Source organism: Streptococcus sp. oral taxon 431 (genome assembly GCF_023115445.1).
Taxonomy (GTDB): domain Bacteria; phylum Bacillota; class Bacilli; order Lactobacillales; family Streptococcaceae; genus Streptococcus.
Genome location: NZ_JALDUI010000009.1, coordinates 1 through 16,278 on the forward strand (window position 1 = coordinate 1; position 16,278 = coordinate 16,278).

11 protein-coding genes are annotated in these 16,278 nt (G+C 41.4%); 1 reads left to right on the forward strand and 10 read right to left on the reverse strand.

Annotation, left to right across the window (positions count from 1 at the left end):
- Positions 1 to 104: 104 nt before the first annotated feature.
- From M1R56_RS06020 to M1R56_RS06065, 10 genes are all read right to left on the reverse strand, one after another.
- The gene (locus tag M1R56_RS06020) at positions 105 to 1,091 is read right to left on the reverse strand and encodes a rhodanese-related sulfurtransferase (RefSeq protein ID WP_248035032.1); all 987 of its coding nucleotides are present in this window, start codon (positions 1,089 to 1,091) and stop codon (positions 105 to 107) included.
- A gap of 131 nt (positions 1,092 to 1,222) precedes the next feature.
- A complete protein-coding gene (locus M1R56_RS06025) occupies positions 1,223 to 1,912 on the reverse strand; it encodes a type II CAAX endopeptidase family protein (RefSeq protein ID WP_075231017.1) in 690 nt (229 codons plus the stop codon).
- A 164-nt stretch (positions 1,913 to 2,076) separates the two neighbouring features.
- The gene (locus M1R56_RS06030) at positions 2,077 to 3,555 is read right to left on the reverse strand and encodes an ABC transporter substrate-binding protein (RefSeq protein ID WP_248035034.1); all 1,479 of its coding nucleotides are present in this window, start codon (positions 3,553 to 3,555) and stop codon (positions 2,077 to 2,079) included.
- 109 nt (positions 3,556 to 3,664) lie between these two features.
- Positions 3,665 to 4,585, reverse strand: coding sequence for a carbohydrate ABC transporter permease (locus tag M1R56_RS06035; RefSeq protein ID WP_006149055.1), 921 nt, complete (start codon positions 4,583 to 4,585; stop codon positions 3,665 to 3,667).
- 13 nt (positions 4,586 to 4,598) lie between these two features.
- The gene (locus M1R56_RS06040) at positions 4,599 to 5,528 is read right to left on the reverse strand and encodes a sugar ABC transporter permease (protein WP_049526184.1); all 930 of its coding nucleotides are present in this window, start codon (positions 5,526 to 5,528) and stop codon (positions 4,599 to 4,601) included.
- A 214-nt stretch (positions 5,529 to 5,742) separates the two neighbouring features.
- Positions 5,743 to 6,858: a DUF4767 domain-containing protein gene (locus tag M1R56_RS06045; RefSeq protein ID WP_075231019.1), complete on the reverse strand. Its 1,116-nt coding sequence runs from the start codon at positions 6,856 to 6,858 to the stop codon at positions 5,743 to 5,745.
- Between the two features lie 112 nt (positions 6,859 to 6,970).
- Positions 6,971 to 8,851: a beta-N-acetylhexosaminidase gene (locus M1R56_RS06050; RefSeq protein WP_075231020.1), complete on the reverse strand. Its 1,881-nt coding sequence runs from the start codon at positions 8,849 to 8,851 to the stop codon at positions 6,971 to 6,973.
- On the reverse strand, positions 8,845 to 9,714 hold the full coding sequence (locus tag M1R56_RS06055; protein WP_248035036.1) for an ROK family protein: 870 nt from the start codon (positions 9,712 to 9,714) through the stop codon (positions 8,845 to 8,847). The genes M1R56_RS06050 and M1R56_RS06055 overlap by 7 nt, the downstream gene beginning before the upstream one ends.
- 84 nt (positions 9,715 to 9,798) lie before the next feature.
- On the reverse strand, positions 9,799 to 12,444 hold the full coding sequence (locus M1R56_RS06060; protein ID WP_248035038.1) for an alpha-mannosidase: 2,646 nt from the start codon (positions 12,442 to 12,444) through the stop codon (positions 9,799 to 9,801).
- A gap of 77 nt (positions 12,445 to 12,521) precedes the next feature.
- Positions 12,522 to 13,802 carry a glycoside hydrolase family 125 protein gene (locus M1R56_RS06065; protein WP_248035040.1) on the reverse strand — a complete coding sequence of 427 codons (1,281 nt, stop codon included), beginning with the start codon at positions 13,800 to 13,802 and terminating at the stop codon, positions 12,522 to 12,524.
- Between the two features lie 172 nt (positions 13,803 to 13,974).
- Here M1R56_RS06065 and M1R56_RS06070 point away from each other — a divergent pair, with 172 nt between their 5' ends.
- Positions 13,975 to 16,059, forward strand: a complete 2,085-nt coding sequence (locus M1R56_RS06070; RefSeq protein ID WP_248035042.1) for a GH92 family glycosyl hydrolase — start codon at positions 13,975 to 13,977, stop codon at positions 16,057 to 16,059.
- The last annotated feature ends 219 nt before the right edge of the window (positions 16,060 to 16,278 follow it).

Genomic DNA, 16,278 nt, shown 5'->3' on the forward strand with positions numbered 1-16,278 from the left:
TTACCTCTATTATACGACTTTACACAAAGAAAAGCCCTTAGAAACTTCACTTCCAAGGACTTTGTCTTCAATCTGAAACAGCCCTTTAGGACTGTTAATGTTTATTATACAACTTCAGAATGATCTAGGCTCTCACCAATTTCTGCTAGACGCTCGATGATTTGATCTTGTGTTAATTCATGTTCCAAAACATAGCGATTACGTGGATGAACACGGCACTCGTGCGAGCAACCACGAAGATATTTGTCTTCGTTGTCTTCTGATGCCAAGATACGGCGGTTACAGAATGGATTTCCACAGTTGACATAGCGTTCACATGGTGTTCCATCAAACCAATCTTTCCCTACAATGGTTGGATTGACATGGTTGACATCGACTGCAATACGTTCGTCAAAGACATACATTTTCCCATCCCAAAGTTCCCCTTGAACTTCTGGATCTTTCCCATAAGTCGCAATTCCTCCATGCAATTGACCGACATCTTTGTAGCCTTCACGGACCATCCAGCCAGAGAATTTCTCACAGCGGACTCCACCTGTACAGTAAACAACGACACGTTTATCCATGAACTTTTCCTTGTTATCACGGACCCATTGTGGTAATTCACGGAAGTTGCGGATGTCAGGACGGATAGCCCCACGGAAGTGTCCAAGGTCGTACTCATAGTCATTACGAGTATCAAGGACCACTGTATCTTCATCTAGGAGGGCTTCTTTAAATTCTTTTGGAGACAAGTAAGCACCTGTCGTTTCAAGTGGGTCGATGTCGTTGTCAAAGTTATCATCCTCTAAACCAAGGTGGACAATCTCTTTCTTATAGCGAACAAACATCTTCTTGAAGGCTTGCTCACTTTCTTCGTCAATCTTGAACCAGAGGTCTTCCATACCTGGAAGGCTGTGAACATAGTCCATGTATTTTTGCGTTGTTTCGTAGTCTCCAGAAACGGTTCCGTTGATCCCTTCGTCAGCCACTAGGATACGGCCCTTGAGCCCGATAGACTTACAGAAAGCCAAGTGGTCTGCAGCAAATTGTTCCGCGTTTTCGATGGGAACATATTTATAGTAAAGTAAAACTCGAATATCTTTTGACATAAGATTGATTCTCTTTTCTAAGATTAAATTATCAGAATTTTTCATTCAACTATACCAGTATACTCTCCCAAGAAAGCGAATGCAATTTATTTGACCGAAAATTGAAAACAAGACCATTTTCAGATCTTGTTTCAACTAAATATTCGGTGAAGAAAAGTTAACAAAAATGGCAAGGTTGCTACAATATTATTAATCACATGAATTGCATAGCTAGGATAGATACTCTTGGTATAACGAGTTAATCCAGCACAACATACTCCAAATGTCGAAAAAACAAGAATATCTAAGAAATTTGGAAAGCTAGAAAAGTGAGGAAGAGCAAATAAAACCGAAGGAAGAATCAGGTCAAGTCCAAGCTTCGAATCTTTAAAGAAGGCGTGTTGGAACAAACCCCTATAAATCAACTCTTCCATCAGAGGACCTAGGAAAAATAAGGTCAGGTAGAGACCCAACTCGGCAAAATTTGTCCCACTATAGCCGATTAGTACAGCCCAGCCCTCAGAGGTTGACTGTACATGTCTTGCCGTTTGAAAATTAAAAGATATGCAAAGTACGGTTACGAAAACCGTCAAAACTGTATACCATAGCCATTTTTTCTTTTGAATAACAAAAAGGTAGCCATGTCCTGCCTTGGCTAAAATCCAAATCATGAGGCCAATAAAGACAAGACTGATAAGATTTTTAATCCAGAAAAAATTGCCAATCTGAGAAGAATATTGCCAGTAATTTTGAACCACCAGTGTTAGCTGAGAGAGTCCATATACGAAAAATAAGTAAGATAAGATTGCACTGATTTTAAAGAGTAGATGGTATTTTTTCATATGTCTGTGTCCAATGTTATATGTAAGAGCAAATATCTAGATAGAAATACAGATAATTATATGCACTTACCCTAAAAAGAATCACCACCCCGTCTGGAAATATCCAGACAAGGCAGTGATCGCTCTTTTTAGGAATGAATACACGAAATCAATTGTTCTTGCGATTATTTGCTTTTCAAGAATTCGTCGTATTGTTTTTGCATTTCATCCAATACTTTTTGGTAAGCACCTTCAGATTTAAGTTTTTCCATCAATTCTGGAATAGCTTTTTCTGGGTCTACAGTACCAGTGTTGATAGCTGTATCGAATTGTTGCATAGTGTTAGTGATAGCTGAGATTTCAGATTTCACGTTGTCAGTGTTAAAGATGAATCCAAGCGCTGGAGATTCTTTTGCAGTTTCCAAGTCTTTCTTAGATTGTGCAATTTGCTCATCTGTAACGTTTTCGTTGATGTAAAGGATCCAGTTGTTACCAGTGTTCCATCCTGACATGTGAGTGTTTCCTTTGTATCCATCAAGGACTTTAACACGGTTTTCTTTACCTGCAACTTTTTCCCAGTTCTTGCCTTCTGGTCCATAAACAAGTCCGTTCAAGAGTTCTGGGTTAGTGTTCAAAAGGTTCAACACTTCCATTGATTTTTCTTTGTTCTTAGAGTTATTTGAGATGACAAAGTTAGCAACTTGTGTTGTTTGGTTTTTCTTGATGAAGTTAGTGATTGGTTTGATTTGGATATCTTTGTTGGCAACACGTGAAAGCAAGCTGTTACCATAGTCAGCTGGTCCTACTGTTTCTTCACGAACGAACCAAGTATCTTGTTGAAGGTCGAATGAAGTATCGCTTGTTGCTACGTCTTTTGGAATGTATCCAGCTTCATAGAATTTGTGAAGAGTCTTCAAGTGTTCTTTGAAACGAGGTACTTCGTAACGGTTTACGATCTTAGTAGTGTCTCCTTCAAGGTCGATAACGAATGGAAGTCCGTTTGGAACTGGGTAGTCAAAGTTATCAGATGGGATGAAGTTCTTAGTAACCGCAAATGGCACTACATCTGGAGCTTTTTCTTTGATTTGTTTCAAGACTGGTTCAAGTGTTTCGTATGAAGTGACACCTGAAATATCGATACCGTATTTAGCAAGAAGTGTTCCGTTGAAGGCGAAGTTTTGAGATGATGCAACGTTGGCTGCAACTGGAACTGCGTAAATTTTACCGTTAATGCTGTTACCTTTGATGTAAGCTGGGTCAAGTGCTTTGTAAAGTTCTGCCCCTTCTTTCTTGTACAAGTCAGTCAAGTCTGCATAGGCACCTTTTTGAGCATTTACAACATAGTTAGATGCAAAGGCGATATCATAGTTTTCACCAGATGATGTGATAACTGACATTTTCTTATCATAGTCACCCCATCCAAGATATTGGATATCCAATTTAGCACCAACTTTTTCTCCGATAATTTTGTTTGCATTTTCTAGCAATTCATCCAAGTTATCTGGTTTGTCACCGATTTGGTACAATTTGATAACAGGTTTGTCACCTGAAGCAGAGTCAGCAGCTTTTTGGTTGTTTCCTTTAAGGTTTCCACAAGCTGCAAGGCTAGCAGCTAAAGCGACAAGGCTAGCAGATGCAAACGCATATTTTTTCCAGTTTTTCATTATAAAAACTCCTTTTTTTATTTTTAAAGTTATTAACAAAATTAAATTGTTGATTTTCCTTTGTCAGAAAAATCAGAGTTAGAGAAGAAACAATGTTTCTTAGACTTCCTTACTCTTTAACACCACCGATAGTCAAACCTTTTACAAAGTAACGTTGGAAGAATGGGTAGAGGATCGCAATTGGAACAGTCGCAACAACGACCATGGCCATACGACCTGTTTCTTTTGGTAGGGCAACTGCAAGCTGTCCTGACATACCAACTGACTTAGCAATGTAATCCATGTTGTTTTGAATTTGCATGAGCAAATATTGCAATGGATACAAGTTATCACTCTTGATGTAAAGAAGGGCGTTAAACCAGTCATTCCAGAATCCAAGCGCTGTCAATAGTGTAATCGTTGCGATACCTGGTAGTGACAGTGGCAAACAGATTTGGAAGAAGATACGAGCTTCACTAGCTCCATCGATACGAGCTGATTCGAGGATTGCTTCTGGGATGGTTTTCTTGAAGAAGGAACGCATCAACATGATATTAAATGGTGATAGAAGCATTGGAACAATCAAGGCCCAAATAGTATCACCAAGGTGAAGCAATTGAGTCACCACGATATAGCCTGGTACCAAACCAGCATTGAACAACATACTAAGAAGAGCGAAGATTGTAAAGAATTTACGATACTTAAATGTTGAACGTGAGATGGCGTAAGCGTAAGTTGTCGTGATAAAGACGTTTGTCAATGTACCGACAACTGTCACAAACACTGAGATAAAGAGCGCTTGTAAAATCTTATCTTTGAACTGAGCCAAAAACTCAAAACCATCTAATCCAAACTGTGATGGAAAGAAGCTATATCCATATTGAACGATACTCTTCTCATCTGTAACTGAGATAATGATTACAAAGATGAAAGGCAAGATACAAGAGAAGGCCAGCAAACCAGAAATGATACTAAAGAAGATATCTGCTTTCTTGCTGAAGGAGTGTATGCCAACATTATCAATTTTTTCTTTTTGAATTTTTTTTGCCATATGCTCCTCCTTTCTAGAATAGTGCCGAGTTAGGATCAACACGTCTTGCAAGTAAGTTTGATAGAATAACCAGAATCAAACCGACGACTGACTGATAGAGACCGGCTGCTGATGCCATACCGATATCTGCTGTCTGAGTCAAACCGTTAAAGACGTAGACGTCCAATACGTTTGTTACGCTATAGAGCTGACCAGCATTGTGAGGGATTTGGTAGAAGAGACCGAAGTCTGCACGGAAGATGTTTCCGACTGCAAGGATGGTCAATACTGTCACAAGTGGTGTTAACTGAGGGATGGTTACGTTGCGGATACGTTGCCATTTGCTAGCACCGTCCACTGTCGCTGCTTCGTAGTAGGTTGGATCAATACCCATGATTGTTGCATAGTACATCACACTACTGTATCCAAAGCCCTTCCAAATACCTAGGAAGAGGAGGAGGTAAGGCCAAATACTTACATCAGCGTAGAAGTTAATACCCTTCATCCCGAGAGCTTCTAAGGTGTGATTGATAAGCCCTTTATCGATATTTAGGAAAGCATCTGTAAAGAAACTGATGATAACCCAAGATAGGAAATACGGGAATAACATAGAAGTTTGGTAGATTTTAACCATTTGCTTAGAGCGAAGTTCACTAAGAATAATGGCAATCCCAACCGATACGATCAAACCAATAAAGATAAATCCAAGGTTGTAAAGGACAGTGTTTCGAGTGATGACAAAGGCATCTTTTGAACTAAATAAGAATCTGAAGTTATCTAGTCCAACCCATTTACTATTTATAATACTGTGGACGAATCCTTCACCAGTCATATGGTAGTCTTTGAAGGCAACCACATTTCCAAATACTGGGATGTAGAAGAATAAGATCAACCAAAGTGTCCCTGGTAAAACCATTAAGAGAAATATCCAATTATCTCTCAAAGTTTTTGAAAACTTGTTCATAATTTCCTCCCTTTTTATTTTTCTAAAACTTGATAATCTCACAATTTTTAGACTTGATAACGTTTACAAAAATAGTATACTCCTATTTTAAGGATAGTTTAAACTACTAATTATAGAAAAAACTCCACAAATTATTTTATGTGGAGAACTTTTTTATATAAGAAGGATGTTTCACGAGAAACGTCTTGCTTGCAAGAGGTGTTGCCCATATTTGTTACTTGAAAACTTGTTCTAATATCGGTTGGTGAAAATCAACAAAATGAACCTGGGCATCTATAATAGCACCTGCTTCGTTTTTATAAATCTCTGGTTCCCCCTCAGTATGTAAAATAGTTGGGTGACCATCCTTGTAGCCAAAGAGAATCACTTCTGTCCCTGCTTCATTTACATAACAGGCCAAGATTTCAAATCGTTTTTCTCCAAGACCAGCAGTATAGCCATGCCATTTAAAAGTATATTTGACTCCATCGACTTGCCCAAATTGCATCATCTGATCCGGAACTGCAAGCCCATAATAGCGACCATATGTTGCTAGGCTAGTTGACTTAAATCTTTCACCCTTACTATCTGAGTAGGATTCCATGGCTATTTTTATCTTGTCTGTTAGAGAACTATTGTCTATATCTGGCTCATTCTCTGTAGCTACGCTTGTTTTTAATAGAAATTCCTTAAAGCCTTGTGCTAAATCTGTGTTTTCAGTCTCTTCAAAGTTTGCAGCACTGATAGTTTCTAAAGTCTTATCGGCATGTAAGACCTGTGCTTGCCCATCTTTCAGTGTAAATAAGTAGAAATGTTTGTCCTGATCATCATAGTAGGCATCCAAAACCAAGTAATCATAGGCGTTGTCACTGGATACCCCGAAAATATTCCATCTGACTCTTTTCTGAGAAACAGTCGTTGTTTCCAATTGTTTGATGAGTTCATTTTTTTCGTCAAAGTTTCTATGCTCTAGTCTATAATAGGACTGTCCCATAGAAGCAGCCCAGCTTGCAAACTCTTCCTGCCACTTTTCCGTGTTGTATTGGATTAGCTTCTGAAAATCCGAGTAGTTCTTCATAATCAAGGCTTGGTCAGTCGGATTAGATTGCTGGAGCTCTTCCATGGCTACAACCGTAGCAGCCATGGGTGATTGAACACTTGTATCCTTGTCTTCTTTTTCGTGGAAAAGAGCCTTTTGATAGGAATCCGCTAGGTAGTGAAAATAGTTTGTTACTTCCTTGGTTTGTTGGTTTTTTGGTGTTAACGAACTAGTTGCGCTATCTTCTGTCGTCTTTTGACAAGCAGATAAAACTAGCATACTTGCACCTAGGACTAGTAGTAGCTTTTTCATGGTCAGACCTCCAAACTATCCTTATACTTTCATTATACTCCTTCCCTAGCTCCAAATCAAAGAACATCTCCATTTATTTAAAAGGAGATGTTTGGCTATCTGTGATAAATTTCTAGGTTGTATAAATAGTCGAAGCTGTCGCGATGGTATGCCACTGGTTGGCTGTCGTTGCTGCGAAGTCCTTGTCTGCGTGGAAGTCAGTAAATGGAAGAATCTCTACTTCTAGTTCGTCAATACGAGAGATTTCGCCTGCCAGGTAGTTTTCAATGCGACTTTCTGCTCGCTTGATGCGTTGCAAGAGCCCACCCATACGGATATCTACTGTATCCAAACCAAAGACCTTGTTTTCCTTCAACCATTGTTGGCTAAAGAGCTTGTGGAAGGTTTCAATCTGGCTTCTTAATTTTGGTAGTTCTTCTCTAGCAATTTGCTGCAAGCTCTCTTTATCGCCTGCTTGATAGGCTTGACGGATGCGTCGGCCTACATCAACCTTACTACTTAAAATAGCATTCAACTGAGCCTGAGTTTCAAAGAGATAAGCGTAGATACCTGCTTTTTCTTTAATGTCAGTAAGAATCTCAGCTGCCTGAGCAAAGTGTGGCTTGTCCTGTTCAGGAGTCATGTGCTTGTCAAGGATTGGACAGAGGACATCCTGATAAAAGACATAGCGGTTAGGGTTAATTCCACTGAGATTGTCTGGCAAGTCTGGTAAGAGGTTGGCCAGGTCAAGCTGCATAAAGTCCTCAACGGATAATCCTGTATTGGTCTTGAAATGAGCTGACAGACGTTCTAAATCATTGCGGTAGCTGAGTTCTGCCCAGATTTGTAAGCTCGGTAGGATCGAGAACTGGGCTGTTTCACCACCATTATCTCCCCAACCAGTCACAATGACTTCTTTGATCTGATTGGCACGGCAGGCTTTGTTTGCTTCAAGAGTAATGAGACGGCTGAAATGGTTATGAGGTGTAAAGCCAATCCACTTCCAAGCACCACCTGCAAAGGCGATATCCTGGCTAATCTTGTGATGGTTACTGAAGTTACGATTGTATTTTTCTTCGCTATCTTGGTAATAATCCCAGTAAACCAAGGTCACACGGTCTTTGAGACGGTCAAGGTAAACACGAGTCTCCTCTGGAATCTCCACATCACGGTCGTACTGGCCGTCTGCTGACATGAGTTTGAAGAACATATCGCTCCACATCTGGCAGTGGAAACCGTATTTGTCTGCAATATCCAGCACGCGCTCCAAGTGTTGGCACATGAGGAGACTACGATCAACCACACCGTTCAGGATAAGATAACGCCCCAAACCAACTAGGTGAGCTTCATCCATCCCGATATTGACCTTGCGAGTTTGTAGTTTAGATAACGTCGCAAACATACCGTCAATCAGGTCGTAGACTTTTTCTTCGCCGATGAGGAGAATGTCCTCTACATCACGAAGTTGCTGCACTTCCTTGACACCCCATTTGACAAAGGCTGATAAGTGGGCCAAGGTCTGGATACATGGGACAAAGGTCATATCAAACTGATGAGCGTAGGCTTCAATTTCCTGTAACTCTTCAGCTGAGTATGCTCCACGGAAATAACCAAAATAGGGTTGTCCCTCAATCTGATAGGTGTCTTCCATATAGAGCTCAAAAGTTGAGTACCCCATGAGAGCCAAGACTTCAATCATCTGCTTGGCAGAAGCGACATTGAGCACCGCATTTCGGGAACAGTCAGCCATATAAGCCAAATCTTCGTAAGTAGCTTGTTCTTCAATTTCTACCTTGTCACCTTCTGCCAAAGCTGTTGCTAGCACAGATAAAGCGCGGTAGAGTTGATGAGGTTTGCGGTAGGTCAGTTGATACTGCCCATTCTCACCCTTGATAGAGATAGAAGCTTGGTCAGACTGAGCGACTGCCACCTCTACATCCGGTAGGGAGATGTGATTTTTTAATACTTCAATAGCTTGCGCTTGTTTGGGACTAAGTCCTGTAAATCTTACCATTGGTTTTCCTCCTGTAACCAGTTGACAAGGGCACCGTAGAGATTGGCATCTGCGTGATAGGTGCAAGCTTGAATGACTGGAGCAATTGTATACTCTTCATATCTTTCCACAAAGGTGTCTACTGCTTTTTGCACACCTTTGATAAAATCTGGGTTTTGACTGATAGAGCCACCTAGGCTAATCACATCTGGGTCAATCAGGTACTGGATATTGAGCAGTCCTTGAGCCAGATTACGATTCATACGCTCAATGGCTTCCTGGCAAAGAGCATTGCCGGCTGCCGCTTCTTGGTAAACCTTGCGGCCATCCCAATCAGACTGACCAGATTTTTCAATGACGTAACGAACCATGTTTCCTGTAGAAGCTAGTAGTGACCAGTTGTTGAGCTTTTCCGCCGGTTCGATGGTTGTCATATAGCCAAACTCACCGCCCAAGCCATGACGTCCTCGGTGAAGCTTACCATTGATAATCATAGCCCCACCGATTCCTGTACCAATCACGACACAGGCTGCATTTTCAATCTCAGGATGAGCCAACAATTCACTGAGTCCAACGCAGTTGGCATCATTTTCTAGATGGATTGGAAGCTTGTGATGAGCAAGGGCCTCATACCAAGAAAATCCATGGATGTAAGGAATGGCGCTAATTCCCTCAATCACACCTGTTTCTTGATTAACTGCACCTGGCACACTCATGGCAATCCCACGATAGTCCTGTTCAGACAAGCGTTGGTCCAACCAAGCTAATAAGTCTTCTAAAGTCTCTGGGGTTGGAGTGCTGCTCTTATCTAAAATATTTCCATCAGGAGTTAGACTGGCAAATTTAATCCCAGTCCCTCCGATATCAATGGTTGCAAGGGTCATTGCTTTCACCTGTAAAAAGGAGCGAATCAGCAGTTGGTTCTTACTTTTTCGCTCCTCCTTTCTGTTTATGTTTTCTTTTTGAAATTAAATTTCTTCTTTTTTAATCAATTCTGTACGAATTTCTTGTGGTGCCAATAGTCCTGAATGGACTGGGTATGGGCGTTCCAACAAGTCAAGAATGGTTTGTTGTTTTTCAGACACACGGATATTTTCTTGACTCATGTTGTAGTAACGAAGGACATAACCTTCTTCATTCTCAGCTACCTTAAAGGCTGTCGGGCAGACTTGTGGCAAGTTCAGTGCCGGATGGTTAAAGAGGCTACCCGTTGCTGCAACGCTCCCCTCTTGTTTTGCAACTTGAAGAGCTGTAAATGGCACCTGGAAGGCTTTGGCACGACGGAAAGCGGAGAAGCGTTCCCCTGCTTGGTGACATTCTACTGCAAACTCAACTTCGATAGCTCGCAAGCACTGAGCTTCTGGTGTTGGGAAATAGCCCCAGTCACCGAGTTCGCCTGAAGCACGAAGAAGGGTTACAGCCATGGTGTCATCTCCAAGAATTTCATATTCGTGCAATCCTTTATTGGATACGGTCACTCCTTTAACATCATCATACAAGCTGACAAAAGCTTGTTGGTGTTGTGGATTTTCAGGATTTTCCCAAGAAGCTGCTGGTTTATTTGGTCTTGTCACAACTTCATAGATGCTTTCAGAAGCATTGCTTGGACGAGTGTTATGAGTTTTCACCAAGAGACGAATGCGGTGGTCTTTGGCTGTATTAGTAAAGCGAGTCTTGAAGCGAATCTGTGGATTGTCCACAAAGACAGTCATTTCTGTTTCAAGAGGAATGGTTGTCAACTCTTCTGAACGACCTGCATCTCGTTTCATGAACTCGATGATACCTCTTTGTTCTGCATCCAATTTTTCATCTGCGCTAACTGGAACAGTCAAGTCATGTTTGAGCAAGATTTTGGCATAGCGAGCATTGTTTTCTAAGACTTCATAACCTTTCAGTTGAGCATAAATTGGCTCAGTTCCTTTCGGCTGGAAGTAAATGTACTCGTTACCAATATCTCCACGGTCCTCGAATTGGATGAAATCTTCGTAGGCTTCATTCGTAGTCTTGTCGTAAACTGTAATTCCTTCATCTACACTCACTGTTACGAATGGGGTATCAATGACTCCATTTTGATAAATACCATCTCTGTATTCTACTTGGCCTTCAACTAATTGGAAGCTTGCCCAAGAAAGCGGAGCAAGGTGGACCGGGATTGTCACGCGCACTTGACGAGCAATATAGGGTTGGCGGAACTTGTCTTTTGGTAAAGTATAACCAAAACTTGCTCCCAAGTCTTCAATCTTAGCTTCAATGACATGACCATCCAAATCTTCAACATGGTAGGTTGGTAAGGTCACGGCTGCCATCTTCTTGTAACCTTCAGTCGGATGCAATTCTTTGAAATCACAAGTAGCCACATCCACTACAACACTAACTGTATCAACCTTGTCATGTAAAGCTGTGTTGACAACGGTAAAGAGGTAGTCGCTTTGCGCATTTTGAGTAGCTAATTTACCCTTCCATTCGTTAAGAAGATTGGTCTTAACAAAATTCCCGACTTGATTAACCTTGGCAAAACGAACTTCCATTTCACGGTGAACTTCGTCAATACTACATCCACAGATGCTATCGTGTGGCGCATTTTGCAAGAGCACTTTCCATGCATAGGTCAATTGATCCTTATGGTTATGACCGCCAGTGATGATGGTCAACGGTTCCACAACCTGCTCTAACAAGTTGCTATTTTCTTGAAAGGCTTGTTTGAGGTAAATACGGGATGAAGAGGTGTTAGCAAGAGTATACCAACCATCCGTTTCCTGACTAGTCAACTCACCTGTAACCGTTGATAGGTGTTCAGGAAGTGCACTTTCCACTGCTTGGACATATTCGTCAAAGGAGCTATGAATAAAGGTCACATCAGGGAAGAGTTCGTTGGCTACACGAATGGCTTCACTAATATTTCTCTGTACAGGCTGGTGGTCACAGCCGTTCATCATCAACCATTGGTTGGTCGATGCGTAGTCACGCACATCTGACAATTTTTGTTTCCAGAAGGTCAAGGCCTCATCTTTATCAACTGGAATTTCATTTCCATTACTGTACCAGTTGGCAAAAAGAATCCCGAGAACACGACTACCATCAGCCCCTTGCCAGTACATCTCAGAAAATTGAGAGGTAAACTGTTCATCTTCAAGGACTTGGTTATCAAATCCGATTGGCTTGACACCGCGACCAAAGGCTGCTACGTGAATACCTGATTTTTGAAGGATTTGAGGAGCCTGCCCCATATTTCCAAAGGTGTCTGGGAAATAACCAATTTGAGTTGATTTGCCCCATTTAGCACATTCCGCTTGTCCAATCAAGGTATTGCGGACGTTAGCTTCACTGGAAATCAAGTAATCATCCTGCAAGATATAGAAAGGCCCAATCTTCAATTTGCCTTCGTCGATATAACGTTGCACCTTGTCACGGTTTTCAGGGCGAATTTCTAAATAGTCATCAAGGACAATGGTTTGTCCATCCAAGTGGAAACTCTTGAATTCAGGATCATTTTCAAAAAGATCAAACAGATTGTCAAAAAGTTCCACCAATTGCATACGGTGACTTTCAAAAGGTAGATACCACTCACGATCCCAGTGACTGTGAGAAATAATATGTACAACAACATTTTCCATGAAGTAAAACCTCATTCTAACTTAAATTTAAAATTATATTTGTGATTCTTTACAAGAACCTATTGAGCTAAGGCTCATTAGCGAATATCTAGGTAATCCAAGACCAACTCGCAGAACATCATATTGGCCCAAGAGAACCATTCACGAGAGTAGAGAGTCGGATCGTCAACGTGGAAGCTTTCGTGCATAACCCCCGTACCTCCATCACAAGCAACAAGCTGATCTAGCAAGTATTTTTTCTCAGCTTTATCTATAGCTGTTAAGCCTTGAATTGATAGGGCAATCGGCCAGATATAGCGATAGAAGGTATGAGAACTTCCGAGACCGCTAGCGTATTCTCCTTGGTAGAAGTAGGGATTTTCAGGACTGAGAATAGTGCGACGAGTGGCTTGATAGACCTCATCGTTCACATCACAGTAACCAAGATAGGGAGCAGCTAACAAACTTGGTACGTTAGGGTCGTCCATGATGCTAGCATTACCTAGACCATCCACTTCAAAGGCATAGATCTTCTCGCCCTTGCTGTTAGTCGTGTAGGCGTAATTTTCGATCCCTTCTTGGATTTCAGCTTGCAGACGTTTTGCATCTGCAATGATACTCTCACTATCGGCTAGATTCAATTCTGCAAAGATTTCCTGGACATATCCCAAAACAACCACCGCAAACATATTTGATGGAATCAAGTAGCTATACTGACAGCAGTCATCACTTGGACGAAAGGCTGACCAGGTCATTCCTGTCACGGCAAAGTCAGGTCCAAAACCATCATTAACCAAAGTGTCTTCCTTACGATCGGTATCACGGACGAAACGGTATGGTGAGTTATTGTGATCTTGCTCCACCGTCCAAAGATGAAGAATCTCCTTGGTCGCCGTAACAAAAGTTTCATCAAACTGGCTAGTCTCACCAGTTTCCTTCCAAAGAAGGTAAGCCAATTGCAAGGGATAGCAAAGCGAATCTACTTCATACTTGCGTTCCCAAATCCAGCCATTGAGGTCTGTATGGTCTGTCTCGTGATGACCCTTCCAGTTCTCCTCAATATTGAAAGAGTTGGCATAGGGATCCTTGAGAATCAAAGTCATCTGACGTTTGACCAAACCAGCAATGGTCTGACGCAAACGAGGATCTCTTTTAGCCACATGGAGGTATGGTCTCAGCTGAGCAGTCGAGTCCCGAAGCCACATAGCAGGGATATCTCCAGTCAGTACAAAAGTTGAGCCGTCTTCTAAGATCTCAACTGTATTGTCCAAGGTGTCTGTATAGCAACGTTCAAAGACATCAACCCACTCAGGATGATCTTTAGCACGCTCCGCTACCTCATCTAGCCACTCTCTGACAATTTCTTTAGAATAAACCATAAACTATTTTGCCTCTTTCAAACAAATTTTCATTTTCAGTATATAGCTTTTAGTCCAGAAAATATATACACAAATGTTAGTCATTATTCTACAAAATTGTTATATTTTGAAGTCATTTTCTAAAAGTATCCTTTTTCTGATATAATGTAGAAAACTACTGAAGGAAACCACTATGAAACCGATACTTGAAACCATTGATACGCGCTTTGGCACCGCGAGCAAGCATGCCTTTTCTCGGGGAAATACTCTACCATACGCTGGAGTGCCTTTTGGGATGAATTACTTTGTTCCACAAACTAGTGACCATGACGGGTCTTGGTTTTTTGATCCCCATCTTCCTATCTTTCAGGGTATTCGACTAACCCATCAGCCTAGCCCTTGGATTGGTGATTATTCTTGGTTACTACTGACTCCTGTTACAGGAGAAATCAGTGGCGGCACCCTCTTCCATCGGCAGTCTTCTTATAACCTTGATCGTGCTATTTTCAATCCCCATTTTCTAAAGATTTTTTCTGAACGTTATCAGATTGAAACCCAACTCACACCTACTTGCTATGGGGCTTCTATTCAACTAAGACAGATACAAGGCAAGAAGCTCTCACTCTATCTGCATGCAGCTGATGATTTATCATTAGAGCAAGTAGATGAGCGTACTGTCATCCTTGGTCAAAGCGGATTAACCGAAACCAACAAAAGTCCTCTCGTCATGTATACTTCCCTCACATTCTCTACGGATATTCTATCTGTCAAGCAAGTTGGGCAAGACTGGCGTATTGACTTGGCTGAATCGGAAACTCAGATTCAATTGGCCACTTCATTTATTTCCAAAGAACAAGCTTTCTTTAATCTTCCTAAACAGGATTTTACAGAAACAAAAGCAGACGCCAAAAAAAGTTGGGAAGATTTTCTAGGCCGTTTTGATGTCGTGGAAACCGGCTCTGTAGACCGAACATTTTTTGATCATTGTCTATACAGACTCTTTCTCTTCCCGCAAACCTTCTATGAGGTGAGTGAACAGGGAGAAGAGATTCATATAGACCTCGCTTCAGGAACAATTAAACCAGGTCTTCTCTTTACCAATAATGGTTTCTGGGATACCTTCCGCACTTCATTCCCACTCTTTGCCTTGATTATTCCAGAATACTATCGTCAGTTTCTTGAAGGCTTCCTCAATAGCTACCGCGACACTGGATATCTTCCTAAGTGGCTTGCCCCTGATGAAAGAGGAATGATGCCTGGCACTTTGATTGATGGTCTTATTGCAGATAGCGCCTGCAAAAACATGGCACCTGAGTTTGAAGAAGAATTTCTCAAAGCCATGATTGAAACTGCTACTAAGGCAGATCCAAAAGCTATCAACGGGCGACACGGCCTAAGCCAATACCAAGAGCTAGGCTACCTATCCACAGACTTCCATGAAAGTGTCAGTCATACACTGGACTATGCTTACAGTGATTTTTGCATCTCTACCTGCGCAACAAAATTAGGTCAAAAAGAGCTGGCACAAACCTATGCCCACTATTCTAAAAACTATCAGAATCTATTTGATCCTGAGACAGGATATATGAGGGCGCATGATATAGATGGCAACTTCCGTCCTGACTTTTCTCCTTATAGTTGGGGCCGTGATTATGCTGAGTGTTCAGCCATCCAAGCCAGTCTCGGTGTCTTACACGATATTTCTGGACTTGGTCAACTAATGGGTGGAAAAGAAGCCTTTAGCAACTATCTCTTAAAAGTTTGTCAAAGTTTACCGCTCTTTGAAACGACGGGTTATGGATATGAAATTCACGAGATGAGCGAAATGGCAACCGCGCCATTTGGTCAACTAGCCATTTCAAACCAACCAAGTTTCCATATCCCTTATCTTTTCCGTTACAGTAATTATCCCCAATATACCAGTCTCTTAATCAAGACGCTCCGTCAAAAAGCCTTTCGAGCTGGCTGGGATGCTTATCCAGGAGATGAGGATAACGGCAGTTTATCGGCTTGGTATGTCTGGTCCACTCTTGGGCTTTATCCCACCTGTCCAGGAAAAGCGTCTTACGACCTTGGGATTCCACTCTTTGACCACCTTCGTGTCTATCTAGCAGAAAAAAACCAGTGGTTGGATATTCGTACGCAACAAAATCATGAACACTTCCACTTTGTACAAGACTGTCATCTTGACGGAAAAGAAGTTCAGAGTATTGGTCACCAGGATTTGCTAGATGCCCAAAATCTAGACTTTACACTCAGCTGGTTACCAAATCACTAATAGTTCAAATCCCTTTGTCATGTACAAGGGGACTTTCTGATTTATACCAAATCCTCCACAAAGTTATCCACAGATTGTGTATAACTTTCAATCAACTTTCAAATCAATTTCATGTACTTCCAAACGATTTCTCTCAACCATTTTTTTGACATCCTAAACTAAAACACCCTGAATAGCCTGTTCTATCAGTCTTTATATCCGACTAGCTTAGTACCCAAC

Coding starts and splice junctions, on each gene's coding strand:
- M1R56_RS06050 (WP_075231020.1), bottom strand. CDS start 8,851: ATGGTAAGATTTACAGGACTTAGTCCCAAACAAGCGCAAGCTATTGAA.
- M1R56_RS06025 (WP_075231017.1), bottom strand. CDS start 1,912: ATGAAAAAATACCATCTACTCTTTAAAATCAGTGCAATCTTATCTTAC.
- M1R56_RS06020 (WP_248035032.1), bottom strand. CDS start 1,091: ATGTCAAAAGATATTCGAGTTTTACTTTACTATAAATATGTTCCCATC.
- M1R56_RS06070 (WP_248035042.1), top strand. CDS start 13,975: ATGAAACCGATACTTGAAACCATTGATACGCGCTTTGGCACCGCGAGC.
- M1R56_RS06065 (WP_248035040.1), bottom strand. CDS start 13,802: ATGGTTTATTCTAAAGAAATTGTCAGAGAGTGGCTAGATGAGGTAGCG.
- M1R56_RS06055 (WP_248035036.1), bottom strand. CDS start 9,714: ATGACCCTTGCAACCATTGATATCGGAGGGACTGGGATTAAATTTGCC.
- M1R56_RS06030 (WP_248035034.1), bottom strand. CDS start 3,555: ATGAAAAACTGGAAAAAATATGCGTTTGCATCTGCTAGCCTTGTCGCT.
- M1R56_RS06045 (WP_075231019.1), bottom strand. CDS start 6,858: ATGAAAAAGCTACTACTAGTCCTAGGTGCAAGTATGCTAGTTTTATCT.
- M1R56_RS06060 (WP_248035038.1), bottom strand. CDS start 12,444: ATGGAAAATGTTGTTGTACATATTATTTCTCACAGTCACTGGGATCGT.
- M1R56_RS06040 (WP_049526184.1), bottom strand. CDS start 5,528: ATGAACAAGTTTTCAAAAACTTTGAGAGATAATTGGATATTTCTCTTA.
- M1R56_RS06035 (WP_006149055.1), bottom strand. CDS start 4,585: ATGGCAAAAAAAATTCAAAAAGAAAAAATTGATAATGTTGGCATACAC.